The 14,736-nt window shown below is 40.6% G+C and carries 18 protein-coding genes; 4 read left to right on the top strand and 14 right to left on the bottom strand.

Going from position 1 to position 14,736, the window contains the following annotated elements; genetic code table 11:
• Window positions 1-21: 21 nt before the first annotated feature.
• From V6C21_RS05785 to V6C21_RS05745, 9 genes are all read right to left on the bottom strand, one after another.
• Window positions 22-1,287, bottom strand: coding sequence for a dihydroorotase (locus V6C21_RS05785; RefSeq protein WP_479268559.1), 1,266 nt, complete (start codon window positions 1,285-1,287; stop codon window positions 22-24).
• The gene (pyrR, locus tag V6C21_RS05780; protein ID WP_479268558.1) at window positions 1,268-1,828 is read right to left on the bottom strand and encodes a bifunctional pyr operon transcriptional regulator/uracil phosphoribosyltransferase PyrR; all 561 of its coding nucleotides are present in this window, start codon (window positions 1,826-1,828) and stop codon (window positions 1,268-1,270) included. Before pyrR ends, V6C21_RS05785 begins: the two co-directional genes overlap by 20 nt.
• Window positions 1,829-2,149: 321 nt before the next feature.
• Window positions 2,150-2,533, bottom strand: a complete 384-nt coding sequence (locus V6C21_RS05775; RefSeq protein ID WP_479268557.1) for a hypothetical protein — start codon at window positions 2,531-2,533, stop codon at window positions 2,150-2,152.
• A 21-nt stretch (window positions 2,534-2,554) separates the two neighbouring features.
• Window positions 2,555-3,295: a pseudouridine synthase gene (locus V6C21_RS05770; RefSeq protein ID WP_045085462.1), complete on the bottom strand. Its 741-nt coding sequence runs from the start codon at window positions 3,293-3,295 to the stop codon at window positions 2,555-2,557.
• 337 nt (window positions 3,296-3,632) lie between these two features.
• Window positions 3,633-4,058, bottom strand: coding sequence for a GerW family sporulation protein (ytfJ, locus tag V6C21_RS05765; protein ID WP_479268556.1), 426 nt, complete (start codon window positions 4,056-4,058; stop codon window positions 3,633-3,635).
• A complete protein-coding gene (locus V6C21_RS05760; protein WP_034835639.1) occupies window positions 4,051-4,665 on the bottom strand; it encodes a DUF2953 domain-containing protein in 615 nt (204 codons plus the stop codon). Before V6C21_RS05760 ends, ytfJ begins: the two co-directional genes overlap by 8 nt.
• A 32-nt stretch (window positions 4,666-4,697) precedes the next feature.
• On the bottom strand, window positions 4,698-5,243 hold the full coding sequence (gene scpB, locus V6C21_RS05755) for an SMC-Scp complex subunit ScpB (protein WP_034835637.1): 546 nt from the start codon (window positions 5,241-5,243) through the stop codon (window positions 4,698-4,700).
• Window positions 5,244-5,245: 2 nt separating this feature from the next.
• Window positions 5,246-5,956, bottom strand: coding sequence for a segregation and condensation protein A (locus tag V6C21_RS05750; protein ID WP_034835635.1), 711 nt, complete (start codon window positions 5,954-5,956; stop codon window positions 5,246-5,248).
• An 18-nt stretch (window positions 5,957-5,974) separates the two neighbouring features.
• Window positions 5,975-6,649 (bottom strand): site-2 protease family protein, encoded by a 675-nt coding sequence (locus tag V6C21_RS05745; protein WP_045085460.1) that lies wholly within the window; start codon window positions 6,647-6,649, stop codon window positions 5,975-5,977.
• A gap of 239 nt (window positions 6,650-6,888) precedes the next feature.
• Between V6C21_RS05745 and V6C21_RS05740 the strand changes: the two genes are divergently transcribed.
• The 4 genes from V6C21_RS05740 (at window position 6,889) to V6C21_RS05725 (ending at window position 9,837) form a co-directional block, all read left to right on the top strand.
• The gene (locus tag V6C21_RS05740) at window positions 6,889-7,185 is read left to right on the top strand and encodes a YerC/YecD family TrpR-related protein (RefSeq protein ID WP_034835632.1); all 297 of its coding nucleotides are present in this window, start codon (window positions 6,889-6,891) and stop codon (window positions 7,183-7,185) included.
• Window positions 7,182-7,925, top strand: a complete 744-nt coding sequence (locus tag V6C21_RS05735) for a class I SAM-dependent DNA methyltransferase (RefSeq protein WP_034835630.1) — start codon at window positions 7,182-7,184, stop codon at window positions 7,923-7,925. The genes V6C21_RS05740 and V6C21_RS05735 overlap by 4 nt, the downstream gene beginning before the upstream one ends.
• 24 nt (window positions 7,926-7,949) lie before the next feature.
• Window positions 7,950-8,828 (top strand): Hsp33 family molecular chaperone HslO, encoded by an 879-nt coding sequence (gene hslO / locus V6C21_RS05730; protein ID WP_034835628.1) that lies wholly within the window; start codon window positions 7,950-7,952, stop codon window positions 8,826-8,828.
• Between the two features lie 343 nt (window positions 8,829-9,171).
• The gene (locus V6C21_RS05725; RefSeq protein WP_479268555.1) at window positions 9,172-9,837 is read left to right on the top strand and encodes a C40 family peptidase; all 666 of its coding nucleotides are present in this window, start codon (window positions 9,172-9,174) and stop codon (window positions 9,835-9,837) included.
• A 42-nt stretch (window positions 9,838-9,879) separates the two neighbouring features.
• On the opposite strand, the gene V6C21_RS05720 is transcribed toward V6C21_RS05725, so the two are convergent.
• From V6C21_RS05720 to V6C21_RS05700, 5 genes are all read right to left on the bottom strand, one after another.
• Window positions 9,880-10,527: a superoxide dismutase gene (locus tag V6C21_RS05720; RefSeq protein ID WP_034835622.1), complete on the bottom strand. Its 648-nt coding sequence runs from the start codon at window positions 10,525-10,527 to the stop codon at window positions 9,880-9,882.
• A gap of 50 nt (window positions 10,528-10,577) precedes the next feature.
• Window positions 10,578-11,144 carry a dipicolinate synthase subunit B gene (locus tag V6C21_RS05715; protein WP_034835619.1) on the bottom strand — a complete coding sequence of 189 codons (567 nt, stop codon included), beginning with the start codon at window positions 11,142-11,144 and terminating at the stop codon, window positions 10,578-10,580.
• Window positions 11,141-12,028: a dipicolinate synthase subunit DpsA gene (gene dpsA / locus V6C21_RS05710; protein WP_479268554.1), complete on the bottom strand. Its 888-nt coding sequence runs from the start codon at window positions 12,026-12,028 to the stop codon at window positions 11,141-11,143. Before dpsA ends, V6C21_RS05715 begins: the two co-directional genes overlap by 4 nt.
• Window positions 12,029-12,183: 155 nt before the next feature.
• Window positions 12,184-13,377: a CCA tRNA nucleotidyltransferase gene (locus V6C21_RS05705; protein ID WP_034835613.1), complete on the bottom strand. Its 1,194-nt coding sequence runs from the start codon at window positions 13,375-13,377 to the stop codon at window positions 12,184-12,186.
• Window positions 13,370-14,500, bottom strand: a complete 1,131-nt coding sequence (locus tag V6C21_RS05700) for an MGDG synthase family glycosyltransferase (protein WP_034835609.1) — start codon at window positions 14,498-14,500, stop codon at window positions 13,370-13,372. Before V6C21_RS05700 ends, V6C21_RS05705 begins: the two co-directional genes overlap by 8 nt.
• Between the last annotated feature and the right edge of the window lie 236 nt (window positions 14,501-14,736).

The raw sequence follows: 14,736 nt of genomic DNA, 5'->3' as shown, positions 1-14,736 counted from the left end.
AGCGGCTTCCTCCTAAACGAATTATGCCTTGTATATTACTTTTCCGTCAGATATCGTGTATTTTACGCGTCCGTAAAGTGTCATCCCTTTAAACGGTGTATTATGTGATTTTGAATGAAGCTTTATAGGCAACACAAGAAATTTTTCTTCTGGGTCAAACAGCACTACATCAGCTTTTGCGCCGATAGCCAGCGTTCCCGCTTTGATTCCGAGTATTTTTGCGGGATTAACCGACATCTTCTCAAAAAGCTCTTTCAGCGTCAGAATACCGGGTTTTACGAGATAAGTTATACATACAGCAAGTGATGTTTCAAGCCCCACTACCCCGTTCGGAGCATTTTCAAAGTCTGACTTTTCAAAAGATGTATGTGGAGCGTGGTCGGTGGCGATAACATCTATCGTGCCGTCCCGCAGCCCTTCTATAACTGCCTCAACGTCTTTCTTTGTCCGCAATGGTGGATTCATCCGGAAATCTGCGTCGCGGGTAAGTGTTTTGCTTTCATCAAGGCAGATATAATGAGGACATGTTTCCGCTGTTATCTTGGCACCGCGCTTTTTAGCCTCTCTTATGACTTCAACTGTTTCTGCGGCGCTCACATGAGCTATATGCACCGGCAGGCAGCTTGTCAATGAGAGGATTGCCTCACGTGCTGCTTGAACTGCCTCTGCCGAATTAGGGATTCCTTTGACATTGAGCTTTTTTGACGCTTCACCCTCATTGATTATGCCACCGGCAAGTGATGAATCCTCACAGTGGGAGATTACAATAGAGCCAGCTTTATGAGCTCGCTTCATAGCCTCGAGCATCAAACCGGCATTTTCAACAGGCTTTCCGTCATCTGAGAAAGCAACCGCGCCCGCATTTTTAAGGCTTTCAAAATCACAGAGTTCCTGACCATTCTGCCCCTTTGTGACTGCTGCTATAGGATACACATGAACTCCGGTACTTTTTGATTTTTCTTTGACATATTCAATAATCTCAGGGTTGTCGCAGACCGGAACCGTATTTGGCATGGCAGCGATTGACGTTACTCCGCCTGCGGCTGCGGCCGCACAACCGGTCAAAATGTCTTCTTTATACGTTTGACCGGGATCTCTGAGATGAACATGCATATCTACAATTCCAGGTGCAGCATAAAGCCCGCTGGCGTCAATTATAGTCGCACCCTTTGCATTTATCCCCTGAGACATTTCCCTTATATAACCGTTGGAGCAAAGTATATCGCATTCTTTATCAAACAAGCGGCAGTTTTTTATGAGCAGTAAGTCAGCTGACTCTGTATTCATCGTCCTCTCCTCCATTGTCAAATATCGCAACGCGGTTCACACCGTCATACTCGGTTACCATAACTTCTACTGATTCGTTTCTCGAAGTTGGGACGTTTTTTCCTACAAAATCAGCCCTGATTGGTAATTCTCTATGTCCTCTGTCTACCAAAACCGCAAGTTGTATACGTTTTGGCCTTCCCTTCTTCATAATTGCATCTATTGCCGCACGAACACTTCTGCCTGTATATATAACGTCGTCAACAAGTACAACATTTTGATTGACGACATCAAATGGAATTTCGCTCTCTTCATTTGGAAGCTGTGATGACTTTAAATCATCTCTGAAAGGCGTAATATCCAAGTACCCAAGTTTAACTGATGTCTTTTCAACTTCATAAATCTTTTCAGCGATAAGTTTTGCTAATACTGCACCGCGTCTTTTTATGCCTATAACGCAAAGATCTTGTGCACCATGATTTCTTTCAACGATTTCGTATGCTATGCGCGCAACTGCTCTGAATATTGCTTTTTCATCCATTATTTCCGCCTTTTCGCGCATTAATTTCACCTTCTATTGTATAATTATACATTATCGAAGAATAAAAATACAGCCCAGGTTATGATACCCGGGCTGTTTTATTATCTTTATAAATTCCAAAAACTGATAAAACCAACCCTTTTCGGCCTCACAGGACCGAATTAAAAGGTATCTTGCGGACCTTTACCGCATGTTTCAATATTATTTTTTATTATTATACAACACAACTTTTAAAATGTCTATATCTAAATGTAATTTTATTAAATTCGCATGAATAATTTTCATCAAACTCGGTGATATAAGTTAAATTTTATACAAAATAAAATTGTATAAATATATACATTAACTATTTTCAGATGGGCATCCCGCTGTCAGAAAACTATGCAACAGGTCCAGCACATAAACACCGTATTTCTCCCTAAAACCAAGACGCCTGAGCATTTTTTCTGATATATTTCCCTTTGAGATTGCAGTCTCAACACCGTTTTCAAACATATACGACAGCGAGGCTCTTAAAAGTCCATCTTCAATCGGCTCAAGGCCAGCTTCATTCATATATGTGAACGCGAGCGTGCCTTGTTTGCCATCAATATAAAACCCACAGCCGCCAAGCGGATTGCCCGCTTCGACAGCGGCATAAACTTTAAGGCCTTCTGTATATTCAACATTTAATCTGTGACATATTTCTTTAACTTCATTAATACCAGCAAACTTAATTTCTATCAACGCTTTGCACCATCTTTATTATTATTTTCTTTTGATAAGCCCTGCGGCACGTTTAAGGGAACTTACTTCTTTTTCTCCAAGCTCGCGCCATGTTCCCGGTTTTAATCCGCCGAGTTTTACATTTCCTACGCCAACGCGTGAAAGTCTGGCAACCTCAAGTCCCAATTGTTCACACATGCGCCGGATCTCACGGTTTCGGCCCTCATACAATGTAATCTCAACGACTGATTTGTCAGGATATTGGTGAAGTACTCTTGCCTTTGCTGGGGCAGTCATTACCCCATCAAGCTCTATGCCCGTTTCGATTTTGATTAGCTTGTCTTCAGTAATAGCCGGGCGCACAGAAACATGATAAATTTTCGGTACATGCTTGCTTGGATGCATAAGAGCATTGGCAAAATCCCCGTCATCTGTCAAAAGCAACAAGCCCTCAGAGTCTTTGTCGAGCCTACCTATCGGGAATACCCTTGTCCCGACATCTTTGATTAGTTCCGTAATACACTTGCGCCCCAACTCATCACTCATGGTTGTTACATAGCCGCGCGGCTTATTCAGGGCTATGTAGACCTTTTCGCGCGGCAAATTAATACGAGTGCCGTTGACAACAACGATATCTTTTCCGGGAATAACATTCATGCCGATTTGGGCTGGATGGCCGTTTACAGTTACCTTGCCGTTTATTATAAGTTCTTCGGCTTTTCGCCTTGAAGCAGTGCCGCATGCCGCTATATATTTTTGAAGACGCATTGGTTTTTTGTTCATTGACTAACTCCTTATAGTTCTTATTTCTTTACGCGATTTGTGAAAAATGAGGTTATGCTATCTGTTATATTGCGGAAATATTCTCAGACTTTTTCGTTTTGCTTGTGCAGCGACATCCGCTGAAAAAAGCGATAGTGTTAGTAGCATCATTACCTGATTTAGCAGAACAAATGCTTTGACTGAAACACGTCCCTATAATTAATTGCAGCGTAAATTAATCGCACATGTAGTAGTTTTAACAGATCTCTTTAAGAAATTCAAAGCAAACACCGCCCGAGTATTATAACGGAGTTTTGTCCGCTTTAATACATATGCGAGCGGCATCGGCATGATACACTTATTTATCTGTTACAGTGCTGGTTGTTGTTCCCTGAGCAACTGAATCCGTCTTATCTTTTTTATCTTTATTGAAAAGCGCTGTAATCTTATCAAACAGCTCTGGAACAAGCGAAATTGCCTTTCCGCCTGCAGTTGTACTGTTTTCAATCTGAAGTAATTTTACGTTGCCGTTTGAAATAACGATAAAAGCGACTGGATTAATTGTAACTCCGGCGCCGCCGCCTCCGCCAAACATCGTCTTAGTTGATTTTGCGCCTACGTCGGAACCGCCAGAAGCGAAGCCCATAGAAACCTTTGATACTGGTATTATTACTGTTCCATCCGGAGCCACAATCTGTTCACCGATAATTGTGTTTACATCGGCCATCTCACGGATCTTCTGAAGCGTGTTTTCCATTAGCGCCTGTATTGGATGTTCACTCATTTTGCATCCCCCTCTGACCAAATTTAATTGGATTTTTTATAAGCGTTAAAAGTATTTTCACAGTATTTGCCGCACCTGCCGTAATTAAAGCACCTATGCTTATACTTGCGGTTATTTCAAACACTATACTGCCGTCACCGTTAAAATTCGCGTTCACCAATATTTTCTTCTTTTTGATTTTTATTATTCTTTCTAACAACGAAATCACTGGGAAAACAACTGCACAGGCTTGTCCATATGTTATCGCGGTTTCAGCAGCATCGCCGCCCCCGATAACCAACTCAAGATTCAACTTGTCAATTCGGAATTTTTCTTTAAATTTCGATATTTGACCGATAAATTCGTCCCAAAATTGTCCGATAGTGTCTAAAAAGCTTCTAAGCTGTTCCAATGTTACCTTCTGCGGCTGTTCAGACTGTTTCTCCACAGCCTGTTTTTCATTGTCAGTTTGTCCTTCTTGAGGCTTTTTAGCATTGAATTTGAAAAACAGGTAGCGTATACTTACCTCTATCTTCTCAGAATAATAGGCATGAAATTTAATTCTTGACTTTAATATCAGAAAAATTACACCGGCTATGATAATCAAAACAATAACAAAGGTAGGCATTAATGCACCTTCTTTTGCACATACACAGTCTTTTATGACTCACTGGGTAAATCGACAGCCGGTTCTTCATCGACATCGATTCGAGGCAGGTCATTTAAAGATTTAAGACCAAAACATCTCAAAAAGTTCAGTGTTGTCCCATAAAGAATAGGCCTTCCGGGTACATCGAGGCGTCCGCGTTCTTCTATCAAGCCCTTTTCTACGAGTGAAGAAACTATGCGTGAGCTGTCAACCCCTCTTACCTGCTCAATATATCCTTTAGTTACGGGCTGATTGTAGGCAACAATAGCAAGCGTTTCCATCGCAGCCTGAGATAAAGGCATATTGCGTCTTTGGTTAACAGCATTGCGTATATAATGCGAATATTCAGGCTTTGTCGCCAGCTGATAGCTGTCGTCTAACTTTACGATTGAAACGCCATATTCTTTGCCTTCCCTTTCTTCCATCATAATCGAAAGTATTTTTTGAACTGTATTTTTATCCGTTTCAAGAGCTTGAGCTAATCTATCCAGTGATATCGGTTCCCCAGATGCAAAAAGCACAGCCTCAATTGCTGCCTTAACCTGCTTTATGTCCATAATTATGTCTCCTTAATACGGTGGCTTTTGAAGTGAACAGTTTTTTTATCATCATCGTCTATTACAATCTTTTTTGATTTTATAAGTTCCAGTATTGCGAGAAATGTCGCCACTGCTTCAGAGCGGTTTCTTGCATCGTCAAACATCGAATAGAAGTCTTTTTTGCCTTCTTTTATCAATCTTTTTATTACATGTATGATTCGGGATGCAACAGATACGATTTTCCTGCCCACTACACCTCTGAATTCATCTGCAGTAGGCGGCTTTCTGCTTTTTATGCGGTTTCCGAGCGCAATATACGCTTCCCGAAGAACATCCGCGTCGTGAAAACGGTTATATGTTTCATCCACATCGACCTGCATTGGGTCTCTGACAAATATGTCCATATGCAAATCGTGCTTACTTAAAGCCTCCGCCATAGCTTTGCAAGTCTTATACCCAATAAGGGTTGCTATAAATTCTTGTTTCTTGCTTTCATCTGGCTTTGGAAGGAGCATTGAAGATTTAATTTCAACAAGCCGGGAGGCCATTTCAAGAAAATCGCTTGTTATGTCGAGGTTCATTTCGCTCATACTGTGAAGATAGTCCATGTATTGGTCCAGCAATTCTGAAATCGGCACATCATATATATCCAGTTTGTTTTTTGAAATTAAATATAAAAGCGCATCCAGTGGACCTTCAAAAATTGGTATTTTAAAAGAAAGCTTTTCCATAATCTCTCCGTTTATACGTTACGAGCCTATGAATGTTCTGAAAATCAGGCCCGCAATTGACGATAAATTATTGTAAACATTGTTTACAAGTGTTGTGAGAGGATTTGTTATTATCGGTGTGAAAAGCAAGAAAAGAAGGATAATCTGAAAATACATGCCATAACGGTTAAAAAACTCACCAACACTGTCAGGCAAGAAAAATATCAGAATATTGGAACCATCCAAAGGAGGAACAGGAATCAAGTTGAATAGGCACAGGCCTATATTGATAAATGAAAAATAACTTAAAAATCTTAAAACTGTATATAATACAGCTTGGTTTATGTTAAAACTAAAAATCGCAAGTATATATTGCAGCACAATAGCTATAAACGCCAAAATCAGGTTAGCCAACGGTCCCGATAAGGCAGTAACAGCAATACCGCCCTTGCGATTTTTGAAGTTTCGGGGATCTATAGGAACGGGTTTTGCCCATCCGAACTGAAAAAGTAAAAGGCATATTGTTCCGATGGGATCAAGGTGTTTTAATGGATTAAGCGACAGTCTGCCTAAGTTTTTGGCTGTTGGATCGCCTAATTTATATGCGGTATATGCATGCGCAATTTCATGCGCGGGCAGCGATATTATTAAAGCCAAAGAGATATATAGTATGCTTATTAGCTTGCCTTGCAAATAAGTTAACAAATTTCCCATTAACACACCTCCAAATATAAAAATTATAACAAACATGCAAGTGTATTTCAAGTTTTTACAGTACAAAACTGGATATATTCACTGCTGTAATTCTAACATTTACTTTAACGAGTTTTAAAATAATTTTTTATTCTTTCGTTCATTAAGTCGCCATAGAAGTTTACTTCCACAATTTATTGTGCTAAAATATACTTAATCCTAATGTATTATCTAATTATAGATTTTTTGGGGGAATAATTATTAACAGCAAAATTAAGGACGAGAATGTGGACTTTTTATTTAAAGCCATTCTGTCACTTAAAAGCATAGACGAATGCTATGATTTTTTTGATGACTTATGTACGGTATCAGAGATAAAAGCATTGTCCCAGCGTTTGCACGTAGCCAGAATGCTAAGGGCTCATCACGTCTACAGCGATATCGTACGAGAAACCGGTGCAAGCACTGCAACAATCAGCCGTGTTAACCGTTGTCTTAACTACGGCAGCGACGGTTATGGGAAAATTCTCGAAAGGCTTGAAAAAAACAACGAATGAAATCTTACAGCGTTTTTGCAAAATACTATGACGTGCTGATGAAAGACGTCGACTACAAATCACGGACCGACTACTTATGCGAAATTTTTAAGAAGCACAGCCTTTGTGGTAATTCCATTTTAGACCTCGGCTGCGGCACCGGCGCAATAACATTCGAGCTTGTCAAAAAGGGGTACGATGTGATCGGCGTCGACCAAAGCGAACAAATGCTGTCACAAGCCGCCGAAAAATCAAACGGTATTTCAAATAATCCGATTTTTATTTGTCAGGATATGCGTAATCTTGACCTTTATGGCACCGTTTCAGCCGCTGTCTGTGTGCTTGATGGCATAAATCATCTTACATCGGCAGCCTCCGTAAAAGCTGCTTTTTCAAGAATCGCATTATTTCTTGAAAAAGGCGGGCTTTTTGTTTTTGACCTCAATACCCCGTTTAAAATGGAAACAATACTCGGCAACAACGCATTTGTTTACGATTATGATGACATTTTCTGCGTATGGCAGAACTTCTACAACAAAAAGACAAGACTATGCAATTTTGAACTTACGTTTTTCGAGTATGACAGTGGACACTACAACAGATTCGACGAAAGTTTTTCAGAGCGTGCCTATACAACAAGACAGATTAAAAGCTGGCTTTTTGAAAGCGGATTGTCTCTCGAAGCCGTTTATGATGATTTAAGCTTTGACAATCCTAAGGACAACAGCGAACGTCTGATATATGTGGCGCGCAAAATTTAAAATGAGTTTGATTGGAGAATAACTATGAGCAAATTAATACGTGCAATTACATCCGACGGTGGAATAGTCGCATTTGGCATAGATTCAAAGTCAATTGTCAGCCGTGCTGAACAAATTCACAAAACCAGCGCCGTCATGACTGCGGCTCTCGGAAGGCTACTAACTGTTACTTCGATGATGGGTATAATGCTGAAAGGCAAAGATGATACTGTTACCGTCCGCATTCACGGCGATGGCCCTGCGGGGCATTTGATTGCGGTTTCTGACAGTAACGGCAATGTCCGCGGATACGCCGACAATCCGGTTGTTGAAATTCCGCTTAACCAGTATGGCAAGCTTGATGTTTCCGGCGCAGTCGGAAAAAATGGTACGGTGTTTGTTTCAAAAGACATGGGGTTGAAAGAACCATATAACGGGCAAACACCTCTTATTTCCGGAGAAATAGCCGAAGATATCACCCAATACTTTGCAGTAAGTGAGCAAATTCCAACCGTCTGCGCACTCGGCGTACTTGTTGATACCGATCTTTCTGTCAAAGCCGCCGGAGGATACATTATACAGCTTCTGCCCTTTGCAGATGATTCTATTATTGATAAGCTTGAAGATAATCTCAAAACCATACAACCTGTCTCTACTATGCTCAATGTGGGACATACGCCTGAGGATATTATTCGAAGTGTTCTCAAAGGCTTCGACGTTGAGATATTGGACGAAAATGAAGTTGAATATAAGTGTAACTGTTCTGCTGAACGTGTCGAACGGGCACTTAGAAGCCTAACGAAGGATGAGCTGCAGTCCATGATTAATGAACAAGGCGGCGCTGAAGCAAGGTGCCATTTTTGCGATAAAGTCTATACTTTTTCAAAGTCGGATTTGGAAGCAATTCTAAAAAGCAAAAATTAATCATGTAAAGGCTATATGCTTCACACATTCTTTGATTCAATTTAACATAAGCAATTTAAAACCCGAAAGCAAATAATACTTGCTTTCGGGTTTTTTTCTACTGCATTTGCTCTCTTTGCTTTAAAATTGATAATATTGTAATTATACGAAGAAAGTTATGGTAACGCAGTTATTTATTATGGGATTCGTTTTACTCAACTGCATAAATTATATATAATAAGCGACGTAGGCGTACATTTTTTAGATAAGTTACCTTAAACAAAACAGCCTTCACAGTTAGGCCTTATCCCTTTCCCCTAACGTGAAGCCTTGAAGCAAAATAGTTTGGTTAAAGGAGGCCACAATGAATAAGTTAAAAAAGTTAATTTCAACTACCATTGCGGCAGTTGCAGCCGTATCCATCATGTCAATCTCAGCATATGCTTACAGCAATACGGGTACAGTCAAAGTCAACACTTATCTTAACGTAAGATCTTATGCGTCCACAAGTGCAGCTATCATTGGAAAACTGTACAAGGGTTCTAAAGTATCGATTATTGGCGGTACATACGGCTGGTACAAGATATTATACAACGGAAAAACTGCTTGGGTTTCCAGCAGCTATATCACACTTCCTGAATCAAACGCAACAAGAATTTCGACAGTTATAAATACTGCTAAAAGTGCACTGGGTATCAAATATGTATGGGGCGGCGCGTCACCTTCAACCGGATTTGACTGCTCTGGACTTACAATGTACGCCTATGAAAAAGTCGGCGTGTTCCTTCCCCACCGGGCAGCAGACCAGGCGCAACTCGGAACCTGGGTTTCCAAATCAAACTTGAAGCAAGGTGATCTTGTTTTCTTTGATACCGATGGCGGTAACAACAATGTAACCCACGTTGGCATCTATATTGGAAATGGTAATTTTATTTCCGCAACCAGCGGCAATAAGCAAGTGACAATTTCGAGCCTTTCAAACAGCTACTGGGCAAAGGCATATATGAGTGCAAGGCGTTATATTCAGTAAAACTTAAAAGGCTTCTTCCACAACATTGGAAGAAGCCTTTTTTTATATTGTGAGTTTAACTTCACCGTTCATTGCCAGTTTAAGGCGGGACTCTACCTCTTCCCAATTAACTAGCTGCCACCATTTTTGTATATATTCATCCCGATGTGTTTTATAGTCGAGATAATACGCATGTTCCCAAACATCGAGAACAAGGATAGGTATTCCGCTCCACTGCGTCTTGTTCTGATGCTTTTCGGCTTGTAATATCTCAAGTCTGTGCCATGTCGGTTGCCATGTCAAAATGGCCCAGTAGGAACCTTCTATTTTATTGGCAGCATTTGAAAACTGTTCTTTGAATGCGTCAAAGCTTCCGAAGTAATTTATAATTTCGCTTAGTGTTATATTTCCCGGTTCCCCTCCTTTGCCGACAGGCGACATTACTGCCCAAAAAATACTGTGAAGGATATGCCCAGAACCATTGTATGCCAATTCATTTTCCCAATACTTTATAAGTTCAAAATTATTGTCTCGCCGAGCGTCGACGAGATTAAGCTCCGCTCTATTAAGTCCATCGACATAGTTTTTATGTAATATGTCGTGATGAATCCTTAACGAATCCGCGCTAATTATCGGTTCAAGAGCGTTATATGCATAAGGAAGAGGAGGCAACGTATGGCCTCCCGGTTCTATCAATCTTGTAAAATCCATTTCGTGTTCACCTTGTCAAAGAATAAAATGTCATACATCAAGAATATTTGCTAAATAAATATAGGCTGTATCTGCTTTCCCTCAAGAGCAGCTTTTACCGTAGGAAGAACAAGTTCAAAATTTGCTACGATTGAATTCGGTTTTTTATTAGGATCATCTTGTTTCATAGGTACGAAAAATATATTTTTAGTATTGAGAAGCTTCCCGATGTTTTGCGCAGCAGATGATAGAGCATCGTTCGTGGAAACTGCAATTACCAATGGTTTTCCGCCTCTTAAATGCGCTTTGGCAGCCATTGTAACCGGTGTATCGTTTATCCCGTTTGCAAGCTTGGCAATAGTATTTCCCGTCGCTGGAACTATCACAAGTATATCGAACATTGATTTGGGACCGATGGGTTCAGCATCAACTATTGTGTGAATTATATTGTGACCAGTGATATCTATTGCGCGGTTCCTAAAATCAATTGCGCGTCCAAACCTTGTATCAGTTTCATAAGCGGCATTTGACATAATCGGAATAACATCAAAACCTGCCTTAACCATCTTATCCATTTGAGCCATTGCCTTTGAAAACGTGCAGAAAGAGCCGGTTATAGCAAATCCGGCGGTAATCATCTTAAGCCCTCCTCAGCAATTATGTTGAGGATAGTATCTTTTATTATTGCGCCGGCTGTCAAGGGCGCAACCTTTCCAGGCAAGCTTAAAGCCCATACTGTTTTAATGCCTATTCTCCCTGCAATTTCAAAGTCAACTCCGCCGGGTTTTGATGCAAGGTCAACTACAAGACAATCCTTTTTTAATTTTGAAAGCACTTTTTCCGTTAGTACAACGCATGGTATGGTATTAAAAACTACGTCAAAGTTTGATACAGAATGTTCTAGTGCCGGAATACTTATAGCATTATACCCTAATGTTTTTATCCAAGCTAAATCGGCATACTTTCTGGCACAGGCAGTAACATTTGCCCCAAGTGCTTTGAGCCTGTCACAAAGTGTTTTTGCTACCCTCCCGAAACCGGTGACAAGGCAGTTCGCACCATGAATTGTTATAGGCAGCTCCTCCATTGCTATCTGGATAGCGCCCTCAGCCGTTGGGATGGTATTTAATACCTCTAATTCTTCACGCTTATAATAGTCAACAAGCTTTATGCCTGCTGATTTTGCTTGCTCGGTCAATGCATCGCCCAGTTTTCCCCCGACTACAATAGTCCCTTTGCCTGCCGCACCTATCACTTCGTCAACAGGTATAGGGGTCCTTGCAAACGGAGCATTTACCGTAACACCATCTATTGAATATGGTAGAGGCAAGACAACACATTCAGATTTATGTACAGCTTCTTCTGCACTTCGAAGCCGTATTACATCCTTAGATACTTCTACGTCTCTGTCAAAACCAGTTGCGTAAACATTGTATCCTTCAGAGGCAAGCAAGCCTGCAAGGTGTACCTGACGCAGATCGCCGCCTATCACCGAAAACGATTTGACAATATTATTAGCCATTTTTAATGACCCCCACAGGATAATCTTGCGTCTTTACTAAGGGTTTACACAATAAAGCACATAAGCAGATAATGCCTGTACTTTGTTGTTGTACGTCTGTAAAGATTTTCAATACTATCCTATGAAAATATTGCGTGTTTAGTGATAGGACAAAGTCAACTTAAAGTACGTTTTGCAAGTGTTAAGAGGGTCTTTTTGTCATTTAAAGATGGGTTAGAGATCACTATGTCAAGTAATGACCTCAAAATTCGGCCGCAGTCAGGTCCGCTTGCCACGCCGTTTTCAATAAGGTCGTTGCCGTTTATCGCCAACATTTTTTGAGTAAAAGGCTCACCGCGTTCAATTATCTCATTCAGTATACTTAATTGAGAAGATAAATCAATATTGTTAAGGGCACTGTATAGATTAAGGTATTCTGTAAAGAATTCCGGCGAGAAGTCATTTGCAAGCCGTTTCTTTATATCAACTGGAGTCATCGGAAGTTTTAACTTAAGTTCACTCAATAGCTTTAATACCTTATTTTTAGTATGGTTATCAAAATGCAGTTTTTCCAATATGGCTTTCACGTTGCGCGTTTTCAGCAGATAAAAAAACGCCGCCCATCGCGATGGGAGCGATAGTGGTGTTGACCTAAGACAATCATTAGCTGTATCTTGCAGATTTTCTTTGCTTTTTATACCGCAAAAATCTAATATGCCGTTTGCCACAATTTCAAAAGCAATCTGCGGATTATTACTTTCAAATATACGATTAAGCTCGTTTCTGATTCGCTCCGTGCTGATTTTCGCTGTAAGAAATGCCTTTTCCTTTGCTGCTTTCAATGTTCCGCAGTCAATTTCAAAACCGAGCTGTGCCGCAAAACGGAAAGCCCTGAGAATTCTCAGTGCATCTTCTTCAAAACGTTCACTGGGATTACCTACAGCACGAATTTTTTTATTTTTAATATCCAAACGTCCGCCAAAAGGGTCAATAAAACCGCGGCGCGGACTATACGCCATCGCATTGACAGTGAAGTCGCGCCGTGATAAATCGTTCTCGATATTACTACAAAAACTGACGCCGTCAGGACGCCTATGGTCGCTATAACTGCTTTCACTGCGGAAAGTCGTTACTTCCGCCTTTCCTTCATCGGTAATAACAGTCACAGTACCGTATTTAATTCCCGTAGGAACGGTTTTGGGAAATATACTTATTATGTCCTGCGGCAGCGCTGATGAAGCAATATCCCAGTCCGAAGGATTGCGTGAAAGCAACATGTCTCTGACACAGCCACCGACAAAATACGCTTCATAACCTGCGCTTTCTATCTTCTCGATAATCGATATAGCAAAAGCCGGAGGTTCAAACATTGTTATTTTTGCTCCCCAGACTCAATATAAAGTTCGCGATGTCTCTTGAAGCATTAGGTTTACCAATCAATCTGATATTTGCTTTCATATTTTCAAGCTTTTCAGGATACATAAATAGCTGATAAAGAGCTTCATCTACTGGAACTGTTTTCGTCGCATTGATGGCAAGCCCGTTGTTCAATAAAAATTCCACATTTCGCTCTTCCTGGCCGGGAATCGGGTTAATCATTACAATCGGCAGATTCTTAGCCAGTGCCTCACTTGTTGTAAGGCCGCCGGGTTTTGTAACAATGCAATCCGCTGCGTCCATCATTACGTCAATATTGTTGACAAAGCCGTAACAGTAAACCTTTTTTCTCGTTTTCATGTTTTTAATTCTTAGTCTCGCGTTATTATTATTGCCGCATACAGCAATTATCTGAAAATCGGCGTCAATACTATCAATTTGGGCGAGTACATTTGCTATATTGCCGTATCCCATACTTCCGCTCATTAAAAGGACCGTCAGTTTGTCGCGATCAATGCCAAGCATGTCTCTTGCTTCGGCTTTATCAATCTTTTTACTGAACTTTGGATTTACCGGAATGCCGAGGGGCAAAATCTTTTCCTTGCTTATTCCCCTCTTTACTGCCTGCATCGTAAGCATCTCACTGGCGATAACTATATAATCAACATACGGGACGTCTTCCCAAAACGGATGGATAGTATAATCTGTTACTATACCTATAATAGGAGCTTTAATCCAACCCCTTGCCTTCATGACATTGACAACCTGCGCTGAAAAAACATGCGTGCAGACAATTACATCTGGATTAAACTCATTATCAAAAAATTTTTTGAGTTTTAGCCCTAATATAAAATTGTCTACATTCATCGGTGAATAGAGGGATTCTCTTTTGGGCATCTTTTCAAAGGCTCTGTAAAACATACCGTATGCCTTTGGTAATTTGGATGTTGCCATTAGGTAGCCCCGGTCAATAATCTTATAACGGACGGGGTCTGTATATTCGTAGGTGTCAATGATTCGACATTCTACCCCTTCTGATTTAAGCATGTCATAAAGGGCTTTGGCTGTTGAGTGGTGGCCTTGTCCCGCCGTATTCGTAAGGAACAGAACTTTCACAATACTCCTCCACTATTTTTTTATTCTACTCACAGACAGCTAAATTGGTATTTTTTCCGGTTTCATTATTTTGTGTAATGAGTTTATAATCGAACCTTAAATCATTATAAGGTACCGTCAAGAATTTTTCGCAAATTCATAACCCGCTTGGTAGTCATCACCTAGCCAGCAGTTACCTGTGAATCAGTCATGACATCCAGGGCCTCAAGATGTATCATGCTCATATAGCGCTTGGT

The organism is [Clostridium] cellulosi, assembly GCF_036762875.1.
GTDB lineage: Bacteria > Bacillota > Clostridia > Oscillospirales > Ethanoligenentaceae > Ruminiclostridium_D > Ruminiclostridium_D cellulosi.
Note: the sequence above shows the minus strand (reverse complement) of the source record. Positions and strands in the feature narration are given on the sequence as shown.